Annotated in this window: 22 protein-coding genes; 3 read left to right on the plus strand and 19 right to left on the minus strand. The window is 36.0% G+C overall.

What is annotated here, in order from left to right:
• Positions 1-51: 51 nt before the first annotated feature.
• From thrS to murB, 15 genes are all read right to left on the minus strand, one after another.
• Positions 52-1986, minus strand: a complete 1935-nt coding sequence (thrS, locus tag F5ESL0246_RS05555) for a threonine--tRNA ligase (protein WP_122018523.1) — start codon at positions 1984-1986, stop codon at positions 52-54.
• Positions 1987-2384: 398 nt separating this feature from the next.
• Complete coding sequence (dnaI, locus tag F5ESL0246_RS08300) at positions 2385-3284, minus strand: primosomal protein DnaI (RefSeq protein WP_199688568.1); 900 nt, start codon at positions 3282-3284, stop codon at positions 2385-2387.
• A 9-nt stretch (positions 3285-3293) separates the two neighbouring features.
• A complete protein-coding gene (locus F5ESL0246_RS08305; RefSeq protein ID WP_199688570.1) occupies positions 3294-4655 on the minus strand; it encodes a DnaD domain protein in 1362 nt (453 codons plus the stop codon).
• A 2-nt stretch (positions 4656-4657) separates the two neighbouring features.
• A complete protein-coding gene (nrdR, locus tag F5ESL0246_RS05565) occupies positions 4658-5125 on the minus strand; it encodes a transcriptional regulator NrdR (protein WP_122018524.1) in 468 nt (155 codons plus the stop codon).
• The gene (coaE, locus tag F5ESL0246_RS05570; protein WP_122018525.1) at positions 5112-5729 is read right to left on the minus strand and encodes a dephospho-CoA kinase; all 618 of its coding nucleotides are present in this window, start codon (positions 5727-5729) and stop codon (positions 5112-5114) included. The genes nrdR and coaE overlap by 14 nt, the downstream gene beginning before the upstream one ends.
• Positions 5729-6556, minus strand: coding sequence for a bifunctional DNA-formamidopyrimidine glycosylase/DNA-(apurinic or apyrimidinic site) lyase (gene mutM, locus F5ESL0246_RS05575; protein WP_122018526.1), 828 nt, complete (start codon positions 6554-6556; stop codon positions 5729-5731). Before mutM ends, coaE begins: the two co-directional genes overlap by 1 nt.
• A 14-nt stretch (positions 6557-6570) precedes the next feature.
• Positions 6571-9243: a DNA polymerase I gene (gene polA, locus F5ESL0246_RS05580; protein ID WP_122018527.1), complete on the minus strand. Its 2673-nt coding sequence runs from the start codon at positions 9241-9243 to the stop codon at positions 6571-6573.
• A gap of 278 nt (positions 9244-9521) precedes the next feature.
• Positions 9522-10232 carry a hypothetical protein gene (locus F5ESL0246_RS05585; protein ID WP_122018528.1) on the minus strand — a complete coding sequence of 237 codons (711 nt, stop codon included), beginning with the start codon at positions 10230-10232 and terminating at the stop codon, positions 9522-9524.
• 34 nt (positions 10233-10266) lie between these two features.
• Positions 10267-10704, minus strand: coding sequence for a CopY/TcrY family copper transport repressor (locus tag F5ESL0246_RS05590; protein WP_122018578.1), 438 nt, complete (start codon positions 10702-10704; stop codon positions 10267-10269).
• 25 nt (positions 10705-10729) lie between these two features.
• Positions 10730-11545 (minus strand): Cof-type HAD-IIB family hydrolase, encoded by an 816-nt coding sequence (locus tag F5ESL0246_RS05595; RefSeq protein WP_122018529.1) that lies wholly within the window; start codon positions 11543-11545, stop codon positions 10730-10732.
• A 95-nt stretch (positions 11546-11640) separates the two neighbouring features.
• Positions 11641-13452 carry a glutamine--fructose-6-phosphate transaminase (isomerizing) gene (glmS, locus tag F5ESL0246_RS05600; RefSeq protein ID WP_122018530.1) on the minus strand — a complete coding sequence of 604 codons (1812 nt, stop codon included), beginning with the start codon at positions 13450-13452 and terminating at the stop codon, positions 11641-11643.
• 285 nt (positions 13453-13737) lie between these two features.
• A complete protein-coding gene (gene glmM, locus F5ESL0246_RS05605; RefSeq protein WP_122018531.1) occupies positions 13738-15090 on the minus strand; it encodes a phosphoglucosamine mutase in 1353 nt (450 codons plus the stop codon).
• Between the two features lie 13 nt (positions 15091-15103).
• Positions 15104-16075: a YbbR-like domain-containing protein gene (locus tag F5ESL0246_RS05610; protein ID WP_122018532.1), complete on the minus strand. Its 972-nt coding sequence runs from the start codon at positions 16073-16075 to the stop codon at positions 15104-15106.
• Positions 16072-16917 carry a diadenylate cyclase CdaA gene (cdaA, locus tag F5ESL0246_RS05615; protein ID WP_122018533.1) on the minus strand — a complete coding sequence of 282 codons (846 nt, stop codon included), beginning with the start codon at positions 16915-16917 and terminating at the stop codon, positions 16072-16074. The genes F5ESL0246_RS05610 and cdaA overlap by 4 nt, the downstream gene beginning before the upstream one ends.
• Before the next feature lie 34 nt (positions 16918-16951).
• Positions 16952-17851, minus strand: coding sequence for a UDP-N-acetylmuramate dehydrogenase (gene murB, locus F5ESL0246_RS05620; RefSeq protein ID WP_122018534.1), 900 nt, complete (start codon positions 17849-17851; stop codon positions 16952-16954).
• Between the two features lie 104 nt (positions 17852-17955).
• Here murB and F5ESL0246_RS05625 point away from each other — a divergent pair, with 104 nt between their 5' ends.
• Positions 17956-18489, plus strand: a complete 534-nt coding sequence (locus tag F5ESL0246_RS05625; RefSeq protein ID WP_122018535.1) for a 3'-5' exonuclease — start codon at positions 17956-17958, stop codon at positions 18487-18489.
• A 48-nt stretch (positions 18490-18537) separates the two neighbouring features.
• Here the strand turns inward: F5ESL0246_RS05625 and tsaE are convergent, their stop codons facing one another.
• From tsaE to F5ESL0246_RS05640, 3 genes are read right to left on the minus strand one after another with little or no spacing between them, the layout of a single operon-like run.
• A complete protein-coding gene (tsaE, locus tag F5ESL0246_RS05630) occupies positions 18538-19011 on the minus strand; it encodes a tRNA (adenosine(37)-N6)-threonylcarbamoyltransferase complex ATPase subunit type 1 TsaE (protein ID WP_122018536.1) in 474 nt (157 codons plus the stop codon).
• Entirely contained in the window at positions 19011-20000 is a 990-nt protein-coding gene (pta, locus tag F5ESL0246_RS05635; RefSeq protein WP_122018537.1) for a phosphate acetyltransferase, read from the minus strand. The genes tsaE and pta overlap by 1 nt, the downstream gene beginning before the upstream one ends.
• Positions 20001-20009: 9 nt before the next feature.
• Positions 20010-20705 (minus strand): uracil-DNA glycosylase, encoded by a 696-nt coding sequence (locus tag F5ESL0246_RS05640; RefSeq protein ID WP_199688572.1) that lies wholly within the window; start codon positions 20703-20705, stop codon positions 20010-20012.
• 168 nt (positions 20706-20873) lie between these two features.
• Between F5ESL0246_RS05640 and F5ESL0246_RS05645 the strand changes: the two genes are divergently transcribed.
• Both F5ESL0246_RS05645 and F5ESL0246_RS05650 read left to right on the plus strand, forming a co-directional pair.
• Positions 20874-21749 carry a Cof-type HAD-IIB family hydrolase gene (locus F5ESL0246_RS05645; RefSeq protein WP_122018539.1) on the plus strand — a complete coding sequence of 292 codons (876 nt, stop codon included), beginning with the start codon at positions 20874-20876 and terminating at the stop codon, positions 21747-21749.
• A 10-nt stretch (positions 21750-21759) separates the two neighbouring features.
• On the plus strand, positions 21760-22281 hold the full coding sequence (locus F5ESL0246_RS05650) for a hypothetical protein (RefSeq protein WP_122018540.1): 522 nt from the start codon (positions 21760-21762) through the stop codon (positions 22279-22281).
• Positions 22282-22333: 52 nt separating this feature from the next.
• Here the strand turns inward: F5ESL0246_RS05650 and F5ESL0246_RS05655 are convergent, their stop codons facing one another.
• The gene (locus tag F5ESL0246_RS05655) at positions 22334-23074 is read right to left on the minus strand and encodes an SLAP domain-containing protein (RefSeq protein WP_122018541.1); all 741 of its coding nucleotides are present in this window, start codon (positions 23072-23074) and stop codon (positions 22334-22336) included.
• Positions 23075-23130: the final 56 nt, after the last annotated feature.

Below are 23130 nucleotides of genomic sequence, written 5' to 3' on the forward strand. Positions count from 1 at the left end.
CCCAATATTTAAATATCGATTGTTAAAAAAATCCAGAGTAACTATTATCAATTATTTGTTACGTGAATATGATTTAACATCCTGCTTAATTTCTTTGATGAATTCATCAAATGTCTTTGATACCTCTTCTTCTGTTCCATAACGCCGAACATTAACACTATTTGACTTCATTTCCTTATCGCCTAAAACCAAGGTATATGGAACTTTTTGAGTTTGTGATTCACGAATTTTATAGCCCAACTTTTCATTACGTAGATCAGCTTCTGCTCTAAAGCCACGCTTATTGAGTTCGTCACGAACCTTCTTAGCATACTCAGCATGAGCATCTAGGTTAACTGGAATAATTTGCACTTGAGTTGGAGCCAGCCAAGTTGGAAAGGCACCTTTATAAATTTCGATTAGATAAGCAATAAAGCGTTCCATTGTACCAACAATTCCACGGTGCATCATTACTGGACGATGTTCTTCACCATCTTGACCAATATATGAGAGGTCAAAGCGTTCTGGTAGCATAAAGTCAAGTTGAATTGTAGACATTGTTTCATCTGCTCCCAATGCAGTCTTAGTTTGAATATCCAATTTTGGACCGTAGAAGGCAGCTTCGCCTTCAGCTTCAACATAATCAAGTCCCATGTCATCCATTGCCTTTTTTAGCATTGACTGACTTCTTTCCCACATTTCATCATTAGCAAAATACTTTTCTGTATTCTTTGGATCACGATACGATAATCTGAAGTAGTAATCAGTGATATCGAAGTCATTATAAACATCCATAATTAATTTCAAAATTTTAGAAAATTCTTCCTGCACTTGATCTAAAGTAACAAAAGTATGACCATCGTTCAGTGTCATTTCACGCACACGTTGCAAACCAGACAAGGCTCCAGATTTCTCATATCTGTGCATCATTCCTAATTCAGCAATACGAATTGGCAATTCACGATATGAACGAATATGATGCTTATAAATTTGAATATGAGATGGGCAATTCATTGGCCGTAGTTCAAGCATTTCACCATCGCCCATGTCCATTGGTGGGAACATGTCATCACGATAATGTGCCCAGTGACCAGAAGTCTTATAGGCATCAACATTCATTAAAACGGGAGTGTAAACATGTTGATAGCCGTCAGCAACTTCTTTGTCGATTATATAACGTTCAACAACACGGCGAATTGTTGCACCTTTAGGCAACCAATAAGGAAGACCTGCACCAACTTTTGGGTCAACAAAGAACAAATCAAGATCACGTCCAATCGTTCGATGGTCACGTGCCTTAATTTCTTCTCGCCGTTTCAAATCAGCGTCAAGGTCTGCTTTTTTGAAGAAAGCTGTACCCGAAATTCTTTGTAGCATTGGGTTAGATGATTGACCTTGCCAATAAGCGCCAGCAACTGACAACAATTTAAATTGCTTAATTTTACCAGTATTTGGTAAAAGAGCCGCGAAACCAAAATCAACAAAATTGCCTAACTTGTATGCTGAAATGGTTTCACCTTCTTCGGCCTTTAATAACTCCAACTTATACGGATCAGCTTTAAAAATTTCTTCCAATTCGGCTCTTGGCATTGTAACTGGTTCGATTTTTGCGCCAGACTTAACCATTTGCTTAACAGCTTTTTCTAATTCTGGTAATTCGCTAATTTTAATTTGATTTTCCTTATCAGTATCAACAAAAAAGCCATCTTCGTTTGCTGCATGTGCACCTAAACATATTTCTGGATAAATTTTCTTAGCTGCTGCTTCAAAAACAAAGGCAACGCTGGCACGAAGTATGTTTAGTCCCTCATCATCCTTATCTGTAATAATTGCAACCTTAGCATCTTGGTTAATTTCATAATCAACCGATCGAATTTGACCATCAACCTTACCAGCAAGTGCTGCTTTGCCAAGAGAAGTCGAAATACTATGAGCCAAGTTACTAATCGTAATAGCCTGACTAAAATTTCTTTTTGAACCATCTGGCAAAATTATTGAAAAACTCATGTATACCTCCAAAACAAAAAAGTCCCAGTGCGAAATGCACTGGGACGTATTTAGCGTGGTTCCACCCAAAGTTTGGTCAAAAAAATTCTTGACCATCTCTATGAATTGATAATGGAACTCACCCGTTTAAAAATCTTTTTCATGTGAATGAGTGGGGTATTACTCAATTGAAAGACTTACAGAATAATGTCTTTCTCTCTGAATAGAGTAATATCATGTTCATTCATTGATGTTAATTATACATAATTAATATCATATTGCAAACTTTTTTAAAATTTAATGAAGATTGTTAGAGAATTTCTAACCACCTTTATCTAATTGTTAGATTGATAAAATACTAGACAAAAATGCTTCGAAATTAGTATAAGCATCAGTTTCATATCACTTAATGCTTTACTTTAATTGCGCCGATTAGGACCAGACACAACAATTTCCTTAGCTAGGAAATGAACTCTTTCCATTAATCGAGCTGCCTTAACGGGATCAATCGCATTTCTTGTTTCCTTGAAATGTTCCTTTAATTCTTCCATCGCCATATTTGAAGAAAAGAAGGTTGGTAAAACATTATCCATTCGAGCTTGCAGAATCACTGCAAGTACCTCATCACGTGACCATTGGCTAAGCGTTTCTGCACCGATATCATCAATAATTAATAGATCACATTGGGCAATTCGTTGAACCTCATCCGCCAAACTATTATCATTAAAATGACTTGACAAATTAGCAATAAAGGTTGGTAAATGCAAAAATATTACTTGTCTGTTCATCGCAGCCACTGTATTTGCAAGTCCAGCCAAAAGATAAGTTTTACCAACTCCAAAATCACCAGATAAATATAAACCCTGGGGATGATGATTTTTTGAATAATTCACTAAAAAAGTTTGAATATCTGCAATCGCAGGTGCCCGTCCCGGAGCCATTTCTACTTGACTTAAACGGACATCGTGTAATGCAAATGGTAAATTAATTAAACGCACGTTTTTTTTAATACTTTGCTCACGATCTTTTTCCAATTTGCTTTCTTTTGGTACATATTTTAGTGTGATTGCTTGACCACTTAAAATAAGTTCAGGACGATAGCCACTAGTTACCGGGTCATCATGCTCTTGCGAGAGATAATATTCATATAAACTTGATAGGCTATTATTAATAATTTCAGGTGTCAACCGATCTTGATATTGACTGATAAATTTATGAATTTTTGGATTATTCAAGATTTGCTTACGCAGGTTTTCATTATCGTGCCCTTGTGCTTTTGTTGCATTTCCATGTGCTAAAAATTTGTTGATTGGTTGCATAATTATCACCTATTTCATGCCGTTTTGATCTTCAAAATTTTTAAAGAATTGTTTTAGATCTGCTGTAGAGACATCAGTCTTTTTTGCCGACTTCTTTTTACTCCAATCGGTACCTTTTTCGACTGATTTATGAGAATAAAAACTGGCTGAACGAGTCTGTTGCTTTTTGAATTTATCTTGTTCTCTTTTATCCATGTAATCAATCGCCTGTGCGCCACTTTGCACCCCATGTTGCAACCAATCATGCAAAATTTTGTTAGCTAGTCGGTATGATACATTTGGGGCACTTTTCAAACAGGCATAGGTCAAGATATTTAGTAAATCAGCAGAAATCCCTTTCTGATTATAAAGATTGTCAAGAACTTGATATTCACTAGCATCAACATAATCATGACGATCTGATTTTAGTTGATATATAAATTGGGCAGGAGACTTCGATTGTGCAAGTTGTAATACCTGCTGTTCTCGTATACTAAAATGTTTAATATCCTCACTTTTATTAGAAGCTTGCTCCTGCTGCTTAAGATTCTGGCGTGTATGCTCAGCATGAATACTGTTAGCAATTGTTTGTTTAATCAACGGCATATTCAAGTGGTAATCACCATGTAAACACGGCAAGGTTTCATCAACAAATTCCTGTTCGGACAAGCCATAAGTCCTCATCAAACCTTGAATAGCAGGACGATTTCGCTCAATTTCACTTCCAGCAATCTGATAAATTTCAAACTGTTGTTTCATAAATTCCCAGTCAATTTGTTCTGGAGGATTAATTTCGGCCGGTTTACTTTGCACAATCTGGTTTTCTTGTGCTGCTTTCTTAACTTCGGGAGAGGGATCAATTGCTTCTTCTTCTGACAACCGAAAAACGTCAATAAAAGAGGCAGAAACATCTTTAGCAGACTTAAGACCATTAATTTGACTGAACGATTTTTGACTTTCACGAGCAAATTCATGACTCAATGATTGAAACATCGTTATCCCTACTTTTTCCTTCAACAGACTAGTTAAAAGTGCCGTTGAAAAAAATTCACTGCTGCTAGGTACACGCTTCAAAGAAAAGAGTAAAATTTGTCCCATAATCTGATTTTCTAACTTACTAGTTCTGACTAAACCAACGGCTTCAAGCTTATGCAAACTCGATAATAGTTTGTTTATATCACAGTCAAGCTGTTCCTGCAGTGTATAAATTCCCTTGGCATCAGACAGCATCGCTCCAGAGTCATAATCTTCAATCATGCTTAAATATAGCGACAAGGCTCTTGAACCAATTAACGGCTGATAAAGTTTAATTAGAACTCGTAAATCACCCGGAAAAACATCTACTCGGTTAGTAATAAAGAAAGGCTGTTTAGGATTAGGCGTTTCATACATCACTAATTGTCCTTCTCACGTTTGGCAATCATGTCTTCCATTGTCTTCATAAAACTAGACATATCTTTAAATTCACGATAAATTGAAGCAAAACGAATATAAGCAACATCATCCAATTCTGCCAACTCATCCATCACTAGTTGACCAATTTTTTTCGAAGAAATTTCACTAATTCCTTGCTGACGGACCAGATTTTCCACATGATCAACCAGTTGCTCAAATTGTTCACTGGTAATCGGTCGCTTTTGTCCCGCAGCCATCACTCCACGTAAAATCTTCTTACGGCTAAACGGTTCACGTGTGCCATCGTTCTTGACAACCAATAAAGGGGTGGTTTCTACTCGTTCAAATGTAGTAAATCGAAACCCACAATTTTCGCATTCACGTCGCCTTCTGATTGCCCGATTCTCGTCACTAGGTCGTGAATCAATGACTCGCGAGGCATTCTGTCTACAGTTAGGACATTCCATATTGTTCCTCCTTTTTTATTTTAACTAGTAAGTGGCTTAATTTTTGATTTAATTCTTCGATAGTACCAGTATTAGTGATGACATAATCGGCTAATTTTTCCTTCTGAGCTAAGGGCATCTGACTATGAATACGTTTAAGAGCATTTCCTTTAGTTAAATGGTCACGCGCCATTAAGCGTTCAAGTTGGGTTTTCTCTGGTACAGTCACTAAGATAGTGCGATCACAATAATTTTGACCTCCGGATTCAAATAACACAGGAGCATCAACAACAATAAACGGCTTCTGTAACTTCCTATATCGCGTAATTTTAGTCTGAATTTCCCGAAAAATCAATGGATGAGTGATCTGATTAAGAACTTGCAATTGTCCTTTATCACTAAAGACCATTTGTCCTAGATACTGACGATTAACTGTTTGATTAGAATTTAAAATTTTCTTACCAAAGTGCTTTACCACATCATTATACCCTTGTTGCCCAATATCCAAAATTTCGTGAGCAATCTGATCACAATCAATAACTGGCAGTTGCCTTTCTTTAAAGAAATCATCGACAGTACTTTTACCACTGGCAATCCCACCAGTTAATCCTAAAACTAATGTCATCAATAGGTTACCTGACAATAAGGGCAAAATGTCGTGCCACGACCATTAACCTTAATTTTTTCTAATGCCGTTCCGCAGCGTCGACAGGGTTCCCCTCGGTGCCCATAAACTAAAAGCATTTTTTGAAAATTGCCTGTCTCACCATTTGCATCTAGATATGTATGAATAGTTGTTCCTTTCTCAATGATTGCCTGCGCAATAATCTCATTAATATTGTCACGCAAATTATCCACTTGATTTGAGGGGATTTTACTAGCCAAACTTAGCGGATTAATTTTAGAGCGCCATAAAACTTCATCAACATAAATATTACCTAGACCTGCCACAACAGATTGATCCAGTAATGTATTTTTTATATTCTTTTTTTTATGTTTTAAACTGGTTCTCAAATAAGCCTTGGTAAATTCAGGAGAATTTGGTTCAAAGCCAAGTTTACTAATTCCAGTAACTTCTCTTTCTGTTCCCGTCCTAACCAACTGCATTCTACCAAATTTACGCACATCATTATAGCGTAGTGCCGTACTATCTGTGAATGCAAATTGAACATGATCATGCTTGTTTTTAGGATCTAACTCATTAACCAAACGATACTTTCCCTCCATGCGTAAATGCGACACAACGGTAAAATTATCATTAAAACGAATTAGTAAATATTTAGCATAACGATCAATATTAATAACTTTCTTTCCGGTCAATTGATTAACGAATTCCTTAGGATCACTGGCAATAATTTTAGGATACCACAATGTTATTTTCTTGATTGTTTTGCCCGTAATTAGCGGCAGTAGTGTGCGCCGCACAGTCTCAACTTCTGGCAGTTCTGGCATTTATTATTACTCCTTTACTTGGCTTCAAACCAGTTATGACCATAACCCGAATCTGCAATTAGAGGAATATCAAGTTTGACAGCAGATTGCATTACTTGTGGAACAATTTTTGAAACAATTTCAAGCTCATCTTTAGGCACATCAAAGATCAATTCATCATGTACTTGAACTACCATCTTGGTCTTTAACTTTAATTCGTCGAGCTTATGCTGCATATTAATCATTGCAATTTTAATAATATCAGCAGCTGATCCTTGAATTGGTGAATTTATCGCTGTTCGCTCAGCAAAAGAACGTACATTATAGTTTTTAGCGTGAATATCTGGTAAGTAGCGACGCCGATGCATAATAGTTTCCGCATAACCATGTTCACGTGCAAATTGCACAGCGTTATCCATATATTCACTAATTTTGGGATACTGCTCAAAATAGTTATCAATAAATTCCTTAGCTTGTTTACGACTAATATTTAAATTCTTGGATAAACCATAATCCGAAATTCCATAAACAATACCGAAATTAACAGCCTTTGCACGACGCCTCATTAGCGGTGTAACTTCATCCGTGGAATTCAAATGAAAAATTTTCATCGCTGTATGAGCATGAATATCATATCCAGTCTTAAAAGCTTCTTGCATTTGCTCATCACCAGAAACTTGCGCTAAAACACGCAACTCAATCTGCGAATAGTCACAAGAAAAAATATATCCATCTGGTTCACTTGGAACAAAAGCCTTTCTAATTTGCTTGCCTTCCTCAGTTCTAGTTGGAATATTTTGTAAATTAGGATCAACCGATGACAAACGACCAGTTGCTGTTAATGTTTGCAAGTAGCGCGTATGCACACGACCGTCTTGTTGAATAACATCCAGTAAGCCATTCACATAAGTTGACTGAATCTTAGAAATTTGACGATATGTCAATATATGAGGAATAATTGGATTTTGCTCCTTTAATTGATTAAGAACATCAACTGAGGTTGAATAACCAGTTTTAGTTTTTTTAATTGGAGGCAAATTCAACTTTTCAAACAGAATATGTCCTAGCTGTTTTGGTGAATTCAAATTGAATTCTTCACCAGCTTCTTCAAAAATCTGCTTTTCTAATTCACTTAATTTTTGGGCAAATTCTTTTTGTAAATCGATTAAAGTACCTGCTTCCACTTTAATACCATTCATTTCCATAATGGCTAAAACTCGCGCAACTGGAATCTCAATACTTGCATAAAGGTCGTCTTGCTCATGTTCTTGCAGTTTATCGACTAAAATATTCTTCAAACTTTCAACAGCCTGTACTTTACTTGCTAAATGATTAAATATCTTTTTATCATCATTAGGAATTTGCAAACTTTTACCTTTACCATAAATTTCCTCATCACGCATAACTGAGTCGTTACCGTACATGTGACAAATTTCACCCATGTCATCAGAATTGTTTTCATTATTAATAAGATATGAGGCTAAAAGCATATCATAATCAATTCCATGAGCAGTGATTCCCAAACGATTTAAGCCGACCATTATTCGCTTTAAGTCAAACACATTTTTCTTAACATGCTTATCTTCAAGCGCATGTTGGAGATTAGTGCTTTTTAAAAGATCCATATCGCGACTAACAAAGATTTGCTTACCCGCTTTAAGGGCAAAGCCAACAAAATTGGCAAGATGATAATTTGCGCCAAGCATGGCTAAGTAAAAACTAATTGTTGCCCCACTTTTCACTTTAATATCAGTAATATTTTCATTAGTTACAATAGTATATTTAACTGGTACGATTGGAGTTGTTTTTTTAATGGCAACCAAATCGGTATTAGATTCTAATTCGTTTAAAAATTTACGGAAATTCATTTTTTCATAAAAACGATGAAGCTTTTTGTAATTAACTTCTTGTTTTTTTATGTCATCTAGAGTAATGGTTACGGGCGTTTGGCAATTAATTGTCGCTAGTTTCTTAGCTAAAAAGGCTTTATCCCTATCATTGATTAAATTTTCTTTCAATTTAGACTTCTTCAACTCACCTACATGCTGATATAGATTTTCCACTGAGCCGTATTGTTGAATCAAATTCGAAGCTGTCTTGGGACCAACTTTAGTAACCCCAGGATAGTTATCCGAATTATCCCCCATTAAAGCCTTCATATCGATAAATTCCGTCGGAGTAACGCCATTAACTTCTTTCATGTGTTCTGGGGTATAAGCCTCTAAATTCTGCACACCCGTCTTGGTTACCATAACAGTAATTTTATCAGAAGCAAGCTGCGTTAAATCTTTATCTCCAGTTACAACTGTAACATCGTAAGCGGAATTTTCCCCTAGCTTGGCAAAAGTTCCAATAATATCGTCAGCTTCGTAATTGACTAACTCGTAGGTCGAAATCCCCAAATCATGCAATAACTCCTGAATATACGGAAGTTGCTCCGAAAGTTCTGGAGGGGTTTTCTGTCGTCCACCTTTATAATCATCATACATAGCATTTCTAAAAGTCGTTTTGCCAGCATCAAAAGCAACCAATACATGGTCGGGGTTGATGTCATTTAACAAAACATCCAACATATTTTTAAATGTATAAATGGCATTAGTATGCAAACCCTCTGAATTCTTGAAATTATCAAGCTGACGGTATAGTGCATAAAAAGCACGAAAGGCAATAGAATTACCATCGATTAAAAGCAATTTTTGATTAGCCATTAGATCTCCTCATGTAAAACTTCAATTAATTTAACTATCATTTTAACAGTTTTTATCGCATCTTGCAGACTAGGGCCTTGGTGTGCATAGAAAAGTCGTTTATTTGTTTTTTCGGTATTTAATTTTTAAGATGTTAGAGTTAAGTTCATCCAACCTAAATCTTAAATAACATAAACTTTTTAATTATAATTATTCTTTTCGAAATATTTCTAAATTGTCTGAGATATTCAAAGCAAAAAATCCAAATTTTCAATTACTGAAAATTTGGATTTTTTAATCTATTTTAATTTAATTATTTTTAAAACTAACGGCCAAAGCACTATTATTACCAATGCAAGTCCCAAGCCGAGCCAAAGGGCAGCCGACGTTGACAAAGTAATCCCGTGATAAAACTCAGTTTGCAGATATTGCAATAATTCATTAACGTAGAATTGTTGCAAGCCAAATGTTGCTCCCGCTGAAAGTAGCAATAATAACGAAGCGATTTTTTTGCCAAGTAAAATAAGAAGCGCTGTAATCGCAAAGACGGCAATTACTCCGAAGAAAAAGTAATGAAACATATTAATTTTTTGCTTTACTGACTGTGAGTTATGTTTCAAATTATGATTAATTCTGTCTATGATAACATAATTAAAGGCCTTCTGAATTTGATTTTTCTCAGTTAGATTTAAATTCTTATCCGTCAATTCTCCATTTTCTTGATAACTAACGCTAAGATTATAAAGGTTTGTATAAGAAAGATTATACTGATACTTGCGTTGAAGTTGACCCCAAATTTTATCCGTAACGCCAAGTTCTTCCCCTAATTTTAACGTATTTTTTAAATCTATATTGTCTGAGTGGTCAACATTCTTTTGAACAATTGCTTTAGCCATTGCTGGAACATTCTCTACAACGATATTTATAGGGCTTTTCAATAATAAGAAACCAGAAATGCAAACCAAAACAGCAAAAACTATTCGCAACAAAAAATTACCAATTTTTTTCATTTAAACTATTCGCCTCCGATTAGTTAGCTTAGGGTTAACAATCATGCTGCCCCAGCGTTAAACAATCGCACGGAACCATTGCCGGAGCATTCTCTTTTTTACAGGCTAGTTCTTGTTCAATTGTTGTAATATCATTTTTAGTTAATGGTATCTTTTTGATAATTTCAATCAACACCTGTCCTTTATGCATATCACACATACGACTCATCATTTCATTTGTAACTTGAATCATCATTTCCACTTGAGTAACCGTCGCCGAATATACAAAACGGTGACCATCCTTATGTGCTTGCAAAAGACCTTTCTTCACTAAGCGTCTCATCAATGTTTTAATCGTTGACTGCGACCAATCTTTTTTTAATTGCAACTGTTCAATCACATCACCCGTATGTATTTTACCTAGTGTCCACACAATACGCATGACTTCCCATTCCGCTTCAGAAATATTATGCTCGATCTTTTTTTCCACCATAACCATTAACTCAATCTTAATTCTACTACAATATAAATTTTTTTAGTGCTTGGGCAACTCCGTCATGATCGTTATCTTCGGTCACGTAGTCCGCGTTCTTTTTAATCATATCAATGGCATTTCCCATAGCAATCTTTTTAAATCTAGGATTTGTAAACATAGACAAGTCATTACTCTGATCTCCAAAAACCATTATTTGATTTTGGTCAATTTTCAAGCGATCAGCTAATTGTTCGAGGGCACTACCCTTTGAAACATTTTTGGGAGTAATCTCAATGATTTCCGGAAGACTTCTAATAATATCGTATTTAGCAAATGCCCAATCTGGAATACTCTGCCATAATAGATCAACATCCTCGATATCGTCAATTAAGCCAAAGGTGGCTTTGTTGAAAGTAAAGTCCGTCTTAATTTCGTCCGGTTCACGAATTTTCAAGATATTATTTAGCAAATATGCGTTTTTAGTCAAATTCAAGCCGAGGTCATGGTCACATGACCAGAAACAATCCGTAGTTTCAAAATGAAGATTTACTTTAGCTAAACGTTGCAACTTATGCATATTGGTAAAATCATTGTAATTCATCTTGTGATTAATAATAATATTACCGTCAAGATCTTGAACTACCGCACCATTAAAGACAACGTTATATTGACTTTTTCCAGCAAGACCTAGCTGCTGATTATAGGAAAAAACGCCTGATAATGGTCGCCCTGTTGCAAGAACAATCTTTATTCCTAAAGTACTAACTTTTTTAATTACTTGTTCAGTTTCCGATGAGATTTCAACGTTACTATTTAATAAAGTACCATCAAGATCTAGCGCGATCACTTTAATTGCCAAATTCGTTTACCTCCTACTTTGTAATAAGCCAATTATACAAAAAGTCGTAATTACTTACGACCCTTTTAGTATATTATTTATTCTCTACTCTATATCTATTCTACTGTAACACTTTTAGCCAAATTACGTGGTTTATCAACATCTAATCCCTTTGCCTTTGATGTATAGTAGGCAATTAATTGCGTAGCCACAACCGCTATTAAAGGTGTTAAATAATAATCAATCTTGGGTAACACTAGATCATCATTTGGTTTTGCCAAATTCTTGCTAGCAATTATAATCACATTAGCCCCCCGTGCAACTACTTCTTGAATATTACCACGCATTAAATCAGCCGTTATAGGATCATTGATTAAAGCAATAACCGGGGTACCATCTTCAATTAGTGAAATGGTGCCATGTTTCAATTCTGCCGCAGCAAAGCCCTCAGTTTGAATATATGACACTTCTTTTAACTTAAGTGCTGATTCTAAAGCAAGTGGATAATCGAGACCGCGACCAATATAAAAGGCATTTCGAGAAGGCACTATATATTTCTTAGCCAATTTTTCGATTTTTGATTGATCAGACAAGAGTTGATCAATTCCTTCTGCCGCTAAGGACAAATTTTCTTTTAACTGGAATTTCTCAGCTTGCTTGCGATTTGCCTTTTCTCCCAGAGCCTTAGCTAACACTGCCTCAACAGCAATTTGAGCAGTATAAGCTTTAGTTGACGCAACTGCAATTTCAGGTCCCGCCTCAAGTGTCATTGTGTAATCGGCCTCTCGAGCTAAAGTTGAATTTGGAACATTTGTTATGGTTAAGCAAGGAATTCTACGCTTAAGAGCTTCTTGCAAGACCACACGTGAATCGGCTGTCTCACCAGATTGCGATAAAAAAATGAAAAACGGATGTTGCGATAACATCGGGAAATGATATCCAGCTTCTGACGCAAAACCGACTTCAGTTGGTATACCACTTATTTCTTCAAACATAGTCTTTCCTACTAAAGCAGCATGATAACTTGTTCCCGCAGCAAAAAGGTATAACCGATCAGCTTTGACTAAAGCATCAATAATCTTTGAATCGACTTTTGGCTCTCCCTTTTGATCAAGATAAAATTGATTTAAATGACGTAAAACATTTGGCTGCTCAGAAATTTCTTTCAACATATAAAACTCATATGTGCCTTTGCTTGCAGCATTAGGATCAACTCTTACTTGATAAGGTTGAGGTTTCACTACTTTACCTGTAATAGTTTCAATTCGATACTGATTTTTAGTAATATCGCCAACTTCACCATCATGTAAATCAACAAAGGTATTGGTTTGATCGAGAACGCATAATGCATCAGAAGCAATAATATTTCCTTCAGAAGTTAACCCAAGCATTAACGGTGATTTATTCTTAGCGATAAAAATATGATCCGGTTGTTGATTATCAACAAGAAGGAATGCATATGAGCCTTTAATAAGAGTGAGAGTTTGTTTCAAAGCACTGAAAGCATCCAGTTTTTTATCACGAGCAATCTTACTGACCAACTGGACAACTACTTCGGTATCGGTATCAGACTTGAAGGTTACATCCTTTAAATAATGTTTCTTAAGTTCCTGATAGTTTTCAATCACTCCATTATGAACTAAATAAAATCTCTTAGTTTCATCAAATTGAGGATGTGCGTTATTTTCACTTGGCGCTCCATGAGTTGCCCATCGTGTATGCCCAATTCCGACCACACCTTGCTCATTGGGAGTCATTTTATTTTTTAGATTCTGTATCCGACCAGTAGTTTTTGTTAGAAACTCATTTCCTGCTAAATCATTCAAATAGATCCCAGCAGAATCATAGCCGCGATACTCCAACTTTTTCAAGCCATTCAAAACAATGTCTCTGGCAGATTTTCCAATAACACCGACTATTCCACACATATTTATCTCCTTTGGTATAGTTATATTATTTAAAAATGGATTAGTTTTATAACTGAAGCTACATAAAGAATATTAACCTTTTATTTTGAATTGGTCAAGCACAGTGTTTTAAATTGGTATATACATATTTAAGAATATTTGAAAAATCAATGCTTACTCAAAGATCTTTTTTAGTTTAATTTGGCACAAAGAGATAAATCAAAAATAAAAACTGATAATCAACGAGAATTATCAGCTCTTTTATTTATTTGCAATTTTTCACAGATTTTTTTTATGATACATTGACTAAACGCCCATTTCTTGTTTAACAACATCGGTAATACGTTTAACATACGTAGCTGTTTCTTCTTCTGTTGGTCCTTCTGCCATAACCCTTAGAAGTGATTGGGTACCCGAGGGACGAACTAAAACGCGTCCATCACCATTCATATCTTTTTCGACATCATTAATTACATCAAGAATTGCTTGATGCTGTTTCCAGCTATTCTTATCTTTGACAGGAACGTTTACAAGGCATTGGGGGTAATCTTTAAAATCAACCAATAATTCAGATAATGTTTTACCAGTTTTTTTCATAACAAGCATTAAATGAAGCCCGGTTAGCATCCCGTCTCCAGTATTATGATAATCACTCATAATCACATGTCCTGATTGTTCACCTCCCAAATTAAAGCCATGAGCACGCATTTCTTCAGAAACGTACCGATCTCCGACTTGTGTACGAACATTCTTAATTCCGCGTCTTTCTAAAGCTTTTGTAAAGCCGAGATTACTCATCACTGTTGTTACAATCGTATCATTTTTTAGGCGACCACTATCTTCCATGAAAGTTCCTAAAATATACATGATATGATCACCATCAACTTCATGCCCGTTTTCATCAACAGCTATACATCTATCAGCATCACCGTCAAATGCTAAGCCCAGTTGTGCGCCTTGCTTTACTACTTCTTCTTGTAACCTTTCAGTATGAGTTGCCCCAACATGATCATTAATATTCAATCCATTAGGATGAGTTGCAATTGTTGTAAAATCAACGCCACAATCAGCAAATAAACGGGAAATCAAGCTACTAGCTGCACCATTCGCACCATCAATTACAACCTTTATGCCATCAAGATTTTCGGGAATCGTATTTTCAATAAATTGCAGATATTTTGCACTACCCTCATGAAAATCCGTGACAGAACCTAGCCCATCAGCTGATGGTCGGGGTAAAAGATCTTCATGAGCATCGATCAATTTCTCAATCTCATCCTCCATCTCATCAGATAATTTTAAACCATCACTACCAAAGAACTTAATACCATTATCCTCAACAGGATTGTGCGAAGCTGAAATCTGCACTCCTGCATCCGCTCCTTGAGCACGTACTAAATAAGATAAGCCAGGAGTAGTAATCACACCAACTTCAAGCACTTCAATACCAACGGAAAGAAGGCCCGAAATCAAAGCATACTCAAGCATTTGACCTGAAATTCTAGTATCACGAGATACTAATACCTTTGCTTGTTCTTTCTTCAACTTATTTTTAGTTAAAATGTAACCTCCATCACGCCCAAGTTTAAATGCCATTTCGGGGGATAAATCCTGATTTGCTACGCCTCGAACACCGTCAGTGCCAAAATACTTTAACATATAAAACACCTTTCTATTTATCTTTAAAATCGTTTATATTATCTACTTTTAACTCAACGTTAATCTGATTAGGATTAGCCTTAACGACCCCATTGGGTAATTTTAATTTCACAGTCTTTGTTGTCGAAGAGTTAACATCTCTAAGGTCTACTGCAACTGGTAGGCTTTTAATTTTTGCCAGAGCTGATTCACTACCGTATAAAGTAACATAATTGTTTTTAGCCGTCAGAGAATAAACTTTTCTAGCTTTTTCATGTTTTGGCTGTAATGCAACCTTAACTTTCTTTTGGGCGGTAGTAATTGGAATTGTCACCCTTGCCGTTGCCGGTTCAATAATCACATTCAATTGTCGACCTCTTTGATCCTCAGCAATCAAACTAACTTGTCTTTCATAAGAATGATCAATTCCATTTGGCAATACAATCTTTGCTACGATTTGATCAATTTGATCTACTTCGCCACGAGCACCGGTAACTTCGACTTGTTGCGGATCAACACTTGTTTTGCCAAACTTGTATCCGCTTGCTACGGCATTTTTATTATACTCTATTTGTACAGGCATTGTCGTTGATTTTCGACGTTGAACATTTACATGAACAATTTTAGGATTAACTGTATAAGAAATTTGATTATTAATCCCATTAATATGAACCTTAACTGTTTGATCTCCAATCCTGTTATTAGTTAAATCAATATAGGCTCGAAAATTCTGTGTATTAACAGTTGACGTTACTAATGCCGTTGATCCTTCCAACGTAACACTAACTTTTTCAGGATAGCCCACAACATAATATTTATCGGTATCAATTGAAACTTGTAAAGGAACTTTGACAGTCTGTACCTTATTAGCAGTTTGCTTGGTTCTTTCCGCTTGTCCTGGAGTCAAAAAACCATTTTGTGTGTAATTAACATAAATTACTAATAAAATTGCAATCAAAAGTGAAACAAGGCGAATGAACCATGTTTTTCGCCAAAACTCTTTCATCGATCTGCACCCCACTTCCAAATTTTTTGCAAGGCTTTTTGATACCACTTATCATTGCCGTTTTTCTTAGGCACTAATTCAGCGGTTAAATACTTCATGTATTCCTCACGAGTCATATCAAGCATCATTCGACCATTTCGAGTGATTGTGACACCACCAGTTTCTTCAGAAACAACAATTGTAATTGCATCAGTTACTTCAGAAATACCAACAGCAGCGCGGTGTCTAGTTCCCAGTCTTTTAGGGATCATCGTGCTATCAGATAGTGGCAGATATGCCGCCGCAACCGCAATTGTATGATCCTTATTAATGATCACAGCACCGTCATGCAACGGTGTATTAGGGATAAAGATATTAATCAATAATTCTCCAGTTACGTGTGCATTCAACTTAATTCCAGTTTCAATATAATCTTCAAGTCCAGTTTCCTGTTGGATAGTAATTAAGGCACCTATGCGGCGCTTGGACATATACTGAATTGCTTTATCAAGCTCATTAATAAAGTGAAGCGATTGATCACGTTCACTGTCTTCGCGCTCACCAAAAATAGGTAGGCGTCCCAAATGCTCCAATCCTCGCCTAATTTCGGGCTGAAAAATTATGATAATTCCTATTACTGACCAAGATACAATCTGATCAATCAACCACGTTGTCGCATGTAATTGCAAAAATCCCGCAATGATACGCACAATAAAAATCAACACAATCCCTTTGGCTAATTGAACAGCCTTAGTTCCTCTGATTAAAACCACAAGGTGATAGACCAAAAACCAAATAATCAATACATCCAGAATGGTTGACAAGCTACTCCAAGTGAAGATATTTGCAACATTATAATGCATAACTAATCCTTTCAATTTATTTTATATTACCAGTTTATTCAACTGGATCACCAATAATTCTAACTTCAGTTTGCAAATCTATCCCATCTTTTTCTTTAATTTTCTGCTGAATTAATTCAATTAAAGCAAGATAGTCGCTTGCGGTAGCACCTCCTTTATTGACAATAAATCCTGCATGCTTCATCGAATCTTGTGCTCCACCAATTTGTTTACCTTGAAGCCCAGCAGCAATGATCATTGGCCCAACAAAATGACCAGTAGGCCGCTTAAAGACGCTACCACACGAGGGATATTCTAGAGGCTGCTTATATTGTCGAAGCGCATTTAAATAGTTCATCTCTGCCAGAATTTTCCTTTTTTGACCCTTTTTTAAAGCAAAAGTCGCCGACAAAACAATATCACCATTGTCTTGCACTAAAGAATGACGATAGGAAAACACCATTTTATCTTTTGTATATGTTTTTAATTCACCAGCTCGAGTCAATACTTGAACTTCTTTCACTACTGAGCCGATTTCTCCACCATAAGCACCAGCATTCATATAAATTGCTCCTCCGATACTACCAGGTATCCCTGACGCAAATTCAAGACCACTTAATCCCTTATTTGCAGCGTTAAACGCGGTATCAATAATCCGCGCTCCAGCCTGAGCAGTAACTTCATCGCCTAGTACTTTAATTTGGTTCATTTTGGTTAAAATTATTACTAATCCTTTTACTCCACCATCGCGAATAATTAAATTAGATGCATTACCAATTATAGTCAAAGATATATTTTGGTTACGAACTATATAAATTAACTGCTCAAGTTCTTTTTGGCTACGTGGAAAAGCCAAGTATTCCGCTGGCCCACCTGTTTTAGTAAATGTATATTTACTCAGTGGAACATTTTGTTCGATTTCAATTCCTTGTTGGATAAGTTCAACTAACTCCAATACTAAAATCCCTTCTATTGTACAAGTATTTCTTTATATTTTACCGCATTCAGGCTTTTGCTTCACTCTATGTTATACTAAAATTACGTTTTAAAGGAGAAAAAATGAATTTTATTGCAATGGACTTTGAAACTGCCAATCGTCACCCAGAAAGTGCGTGTTCACTTGCCTTAGTGATGGTTCGCAACAATCAAATTGTTGACCGTTTCTATACTTTAATCAACCCACAAATGCCATTTGATGCTCGTAATATTCAGATTCATGATATTACTGCACAAGAAGTAGCAACTGCTCCAACAATGGCTGAAGTATGGCCTTATATTAAAGACCTATATCAACCTGGTATGCTTGTATGTGCACACAATGCACGTTTTGATACCAATGTTATGCGCCAGAGTTTAGCGCGATATGATATTAGTGAACCACATTATTTTGTTATCGATACATTGCGGACTAGTAAGCAATTTGAACCTAATTTGCCTAATCATAAATTAAATACAGTAGCAAAGGCATTAAATGTTGAATTGTGGCATCATCATAATGCATTAAGTGACAGCGAAGCATGCGCAGGTATTTTACTTGAACAGGAAAAGCAATTTGGCGATGAAGCAATCAAAAATTTAGTTGAACAAGTTTGATTTTATTAAAAAAGAGGCGGGTCTGATATATGATATGACCCACCTCTTTTAGTTTATTTGCTTCATAATTGCTTGAACCCACCGCTCATTCCTTTCACCTTGTGGCTGCAAACTAACTATCCGCTTAGTTGAATCCCAACTATCATCAACTCGCAGAATTTGTATTTGCAAATATTGATCAGGTAATTCTTGTTTAATTACTTCTGGCCACTCAATGACAACTAAGCCAGGTTCGGCTAAATAGCTGTTTAAATCAATTGATGATAAATCATCATTTTCTAAGCGATAAAAATCCATGTGAAAAAGTGGTAAAGTAGCTTCTTGATATTCCCGCACGATGGTAAATGTCGGACTTTTAACTGGTCTTTTAATCCCTAACGCAGCACCAAGCCCTTGAGTTAGAGTGGTTTTTCCCGCGCCTAAATCGCCATTCAGTAATAATAAATCATGTGGTTGAGCAGTTTGAGCAATGGCTGCTCCAATTTTTTTCATTTCAGTAGAGGAATTGACTTTAAGGTCCATTAATTTTCTTCTCCCAACATTGCTTGTGCTGCTGTCAAAATTGCAACATTATAAATATCGTTACTGTTCGCACCACGGGACAGGTCATTAATTGGTTTGGCTAATCCTTGTAAAATAGGTCCGACTGCATTAAAACCACCTAAGCGTTGAGCAATCTTATATGCAATATTACCTGATTGTAATTCTGGAAACACAAAGATATTTGCTCTTCCTGCAAGTACTGATGTCGGTGCTTTTTTGGCTGCGATTTCGGGGACAAAAGCGGCATCAAACTGTAACTCGCCATCAGCTGGAATTGTGGGATAAGTTTGTTTAAATAATTTGCAAGCTTGTGCAACTCGTTCAACCATTGCACCTTTGGCAGAACCTTTAGTCGAAAAACTTAAAAATGCAACTTGAGGATCAAGATCTACCATTTGTGCAGTTTGAACCGATTGGTAGGCAATTTCTGCTAGAGTGGCACTGTCTGGTTCAGGATTAATCGCACAATCCGCAAAAATATACTTTTCTTCACCCCGTTCCATAATAAAACTACCAGATACCCTCTTCATTCCAGCAGCAGGATGAATTAATTGCAGTGCAGGACGAACTGTCTCAGCCGTTGAATGAGCAACACCTGAAACCATTCCATCCGCATCGCCAATTTGAACCATCATTGTGCCAAAGTAATTGGGATTTTGTAAAAGCTTCTTTACCATCTCATTGTCCACTTGTTTACCTCGGGCATTGATAAATTCTTGCTGTAACTTTGCAAGTCGAGGATAGTGCATGAAATCAATAATTTGCGACGAAGAATATATTATTTTTTCTTTTTCTAAAATCATATTAATTCGTTTAGGATCACCTAATAAAATCGGCTCAATGACTCCACCTTGTGCCAGCTGCGCAGCTGCACGTAAAATTCTTAGGTCTTCTCCTTCTGGAAAAACAATACGATATTTCTTACCTGTTATTGTTAATTTTTTTTCTAATAATTCAAAAACACTCATTTATCTTACCTATGCTAATTCTGATTGCATTACTTGAAGCGGTAATTGCCAATCAATTGGACTTTTACCAAATTTTTTTAAGGCTTCATTACATCGCGAAAAGGGACGTGACCCAAAGAATCCGCGATCAGCCGAAAATGGACTAGGATGAGCTGATTTAATCACAAAATTCTTCTTTTGGTCAATTAAAGCGATCTTGTTTTGAGCAAACCGACCCCACAAGATAAACACAACTTGCCCACGATCGCTTAGAGCCTTAATTGCTTTATCAGTTACTTTCTCCCAGCCCATTCCTTGATGACCATTAGCATTGCCATATGGCACAGTTAAAACTGCATTTAGCATCAATACACCTTGATCTGCCCACTTTTTCAAATAACCATGTTGCACTGGTTGACAACCAACATCGTCATACAATTCTTGATAGATATTTTTTAGAGACGGTGGTAAATCGACCCCCGGCATTACACTAAAACTCATTCCGGTTGCTTGGCCTGGATTATGATACGGATCCTGTCCTAAAATAACTACTTTGGTTTTAGCAAAAGACGTTAATTTAAAAGCAGTAAAAATATGATACATATCAGGAAAAATCTGCTTAGTCGCATATTCTTTTTTCAAAAATGTACGCAGTTTTTGATAATCATTACTTGCAAACACAGGTGCCAAAACTTGATCCCAGTCATTGCCTATAAACTTTTTCATTATTTAAACAGCCTCTCTTTCACCGACTTTTATGGTATCATGAAATTACTTATATTGATAAAAATACTAAAACATTTAATCGCTTTTTAGCAATTAAGCTAAGACGATAGGCAAAATTTTGCAATAGCATTGTTAGCCTGCAGACTGAAAGGAGGAAGCAATTTTATCTTGATTAAATTAGTAGCTTGTGATCTTGATGGAACTTTATTTAATAGTAACCTAGATATCTCATCTGAAAACATAAAAGCAATTCGTGATGCCCAAAAAAATGGTATTGAATTTATAATTGCAACGGGTCGGGCCCCTGAACAGTCTCGCCAAGAAATCAGAAAATACGGTATTCAAACTGGATTTATTAATATTAATGGTGCTTTAGTTTATGATGCACACGACCAGCTACGTGTTAAACATCCTCTATCACAAAAAAAGGCTTTGCAAATCGCCACGATTTTAGAACGTCACCATCTTTATTATGAATTGGTTACTGCAGATAAAATATATTCCGAAGATATCAGTCAGCGAATCGTTAATTTTGCTCGCTCAATGATTGCTTTAAACAAGAAACTTTCTTTCAAACAAGCAGTTGCGATTGCCGCTGGCAGTAACGTGATGTTGAGTATGACATTTGTGCCTCACCTGCGAAACCTGTTATTACAGCAAAATCTTGAAGTTATGAAAATTATTTCATTTGATGGTCGGGGACCTAAGGCGTTTATTAATGCTAAAAAAGAAATTCAAGACTTAGGAGGATTGGCGATAACATCAAGTGGTTCTGCTAACATTGAAATTAACGATATCCAAGCTCAGAAAGGGCCAGCCTTACTCGACTATGGTAAAACCAAAAATATTCAAGCAGAAGAAATTGCAGCTATCGGAGATAATTTAAACGATGCCAGTATGATCAAAGCAGCAGGAACTGGTGTTGCAATGGCTAACGCAGTTTCTGAAATTAAAAAAATGGCACAAATAATTACTAAGACAAATGATGAAAATGGTGTGGCACATATTTTAAGAAAATTTATTAGCGACAACGCTAAAGAATAGAGGTGCTTTAATGCGCTATTTATTGGAATTAAATCAGAAACAGGAGTATGGCCAAATTCCCGTAGCTGATCAAAATGGCAAGATTTGCTACATTATTCAAGGCAATCTTGATAATCCAAATCATACGCTTTATTTAAAAAGAACTAATGGCAAAGAAATTGGTCGACTATACTCTGACGGAAATGGTCTCATTTCATCTTTTACAATTGATGTCGTTAATCACTCGTTAGTCAAAGTTAAAAAATTAAATAGTAGACTGACTAATCTTTTTTACATTACCAGATTAAACTATCTTGTTAGTGGTAGTATTAAAAATGGTAGTTACAAATTTTTAAGTGGCTTAAAAAAAATTGCGACTGTTAAAACAGATATGAATAAGTTGGGTGTAATCTTAACTTGTGATATTTTGCGACCTGAGGATGTTCCATTTATTCTATTATGTGCCACCTTATTTACGCAGTGGCACACTACACCACTGCGTCTACCTACTTTTCCGCCAATTGGGCAAAAATATAATGTAAAATTCAACTAAAAAACACCCCGTAACAGTTATTCAACGTAACTATTACGGGGTTTTTAGTTAATTATTTTACTTCTTTAACAAAATTATCAACGCGAATATATTGTTTCTTTGGACCACCTACACGGTAGTAACCATTACAGTCATAAAATCTGTACCTTGATCCAAAAGTAAGAATCTGCTTACCAGCTGGCACTATACGCTTGCTTGTTTTCTTACTACTAGTTTCATAAACATAAGTATCATTCTTCACTGTCCGTAGGGTTCCAAAAACATTCCCTGCCATAATATAACTATTGGTGTCCGTTTGATAAGCCAAACTACCATCAGTTAGGCGAACAAGTGGTGAATAAACGTTAACCTTTGTAAAAGCTGGCAACATTTCCTTACCAATACGTTGGTGATTCAGGTCATAAATATATGCGTTATGCATCAAGGTCATTGAAACAAGATGGCTATCATTTGAACGATAAACATAGACAACTCTTTGAGGTACTGCACCAAAAATACCAGTAGCGTTAGCTGGCCTACTAATCATTGTATAACCAGGTATTTCTTTTGCATTCGTTATATATCCATTGTTAGCAGTTCCCTCAATAACGTCTCTAGGTACGATATCGTTACCCTGCTCATCTTGGTAATATACAACTACGTCTGGACCAACAAATGGCGCTTGATCAGACACAGCCATTTTTGATTCTTGATTATTCTGTAAAGAATCAGCGTTCACTATTTTAACATTGGTAGACATTAAGGCCATAGCAGCCAAAATTATACTACTAAAAATTGTTTTTTTACTAACCATTGTTTGTCTCCTTAACTTACTAAAGTTTAATAATAATAATTTTATAAGGTGTTTAA

Origin of the sequence: Lactobacillus sp. ESL0246, from assembly GCF_003692965.1 — a bacterium.
In the GTDB taxonomy this organism is placed as follows: Bacteria; Bacillota; Bacilli; order Lactobacillales; family Lactobacillaceae; genus Lactobacillus.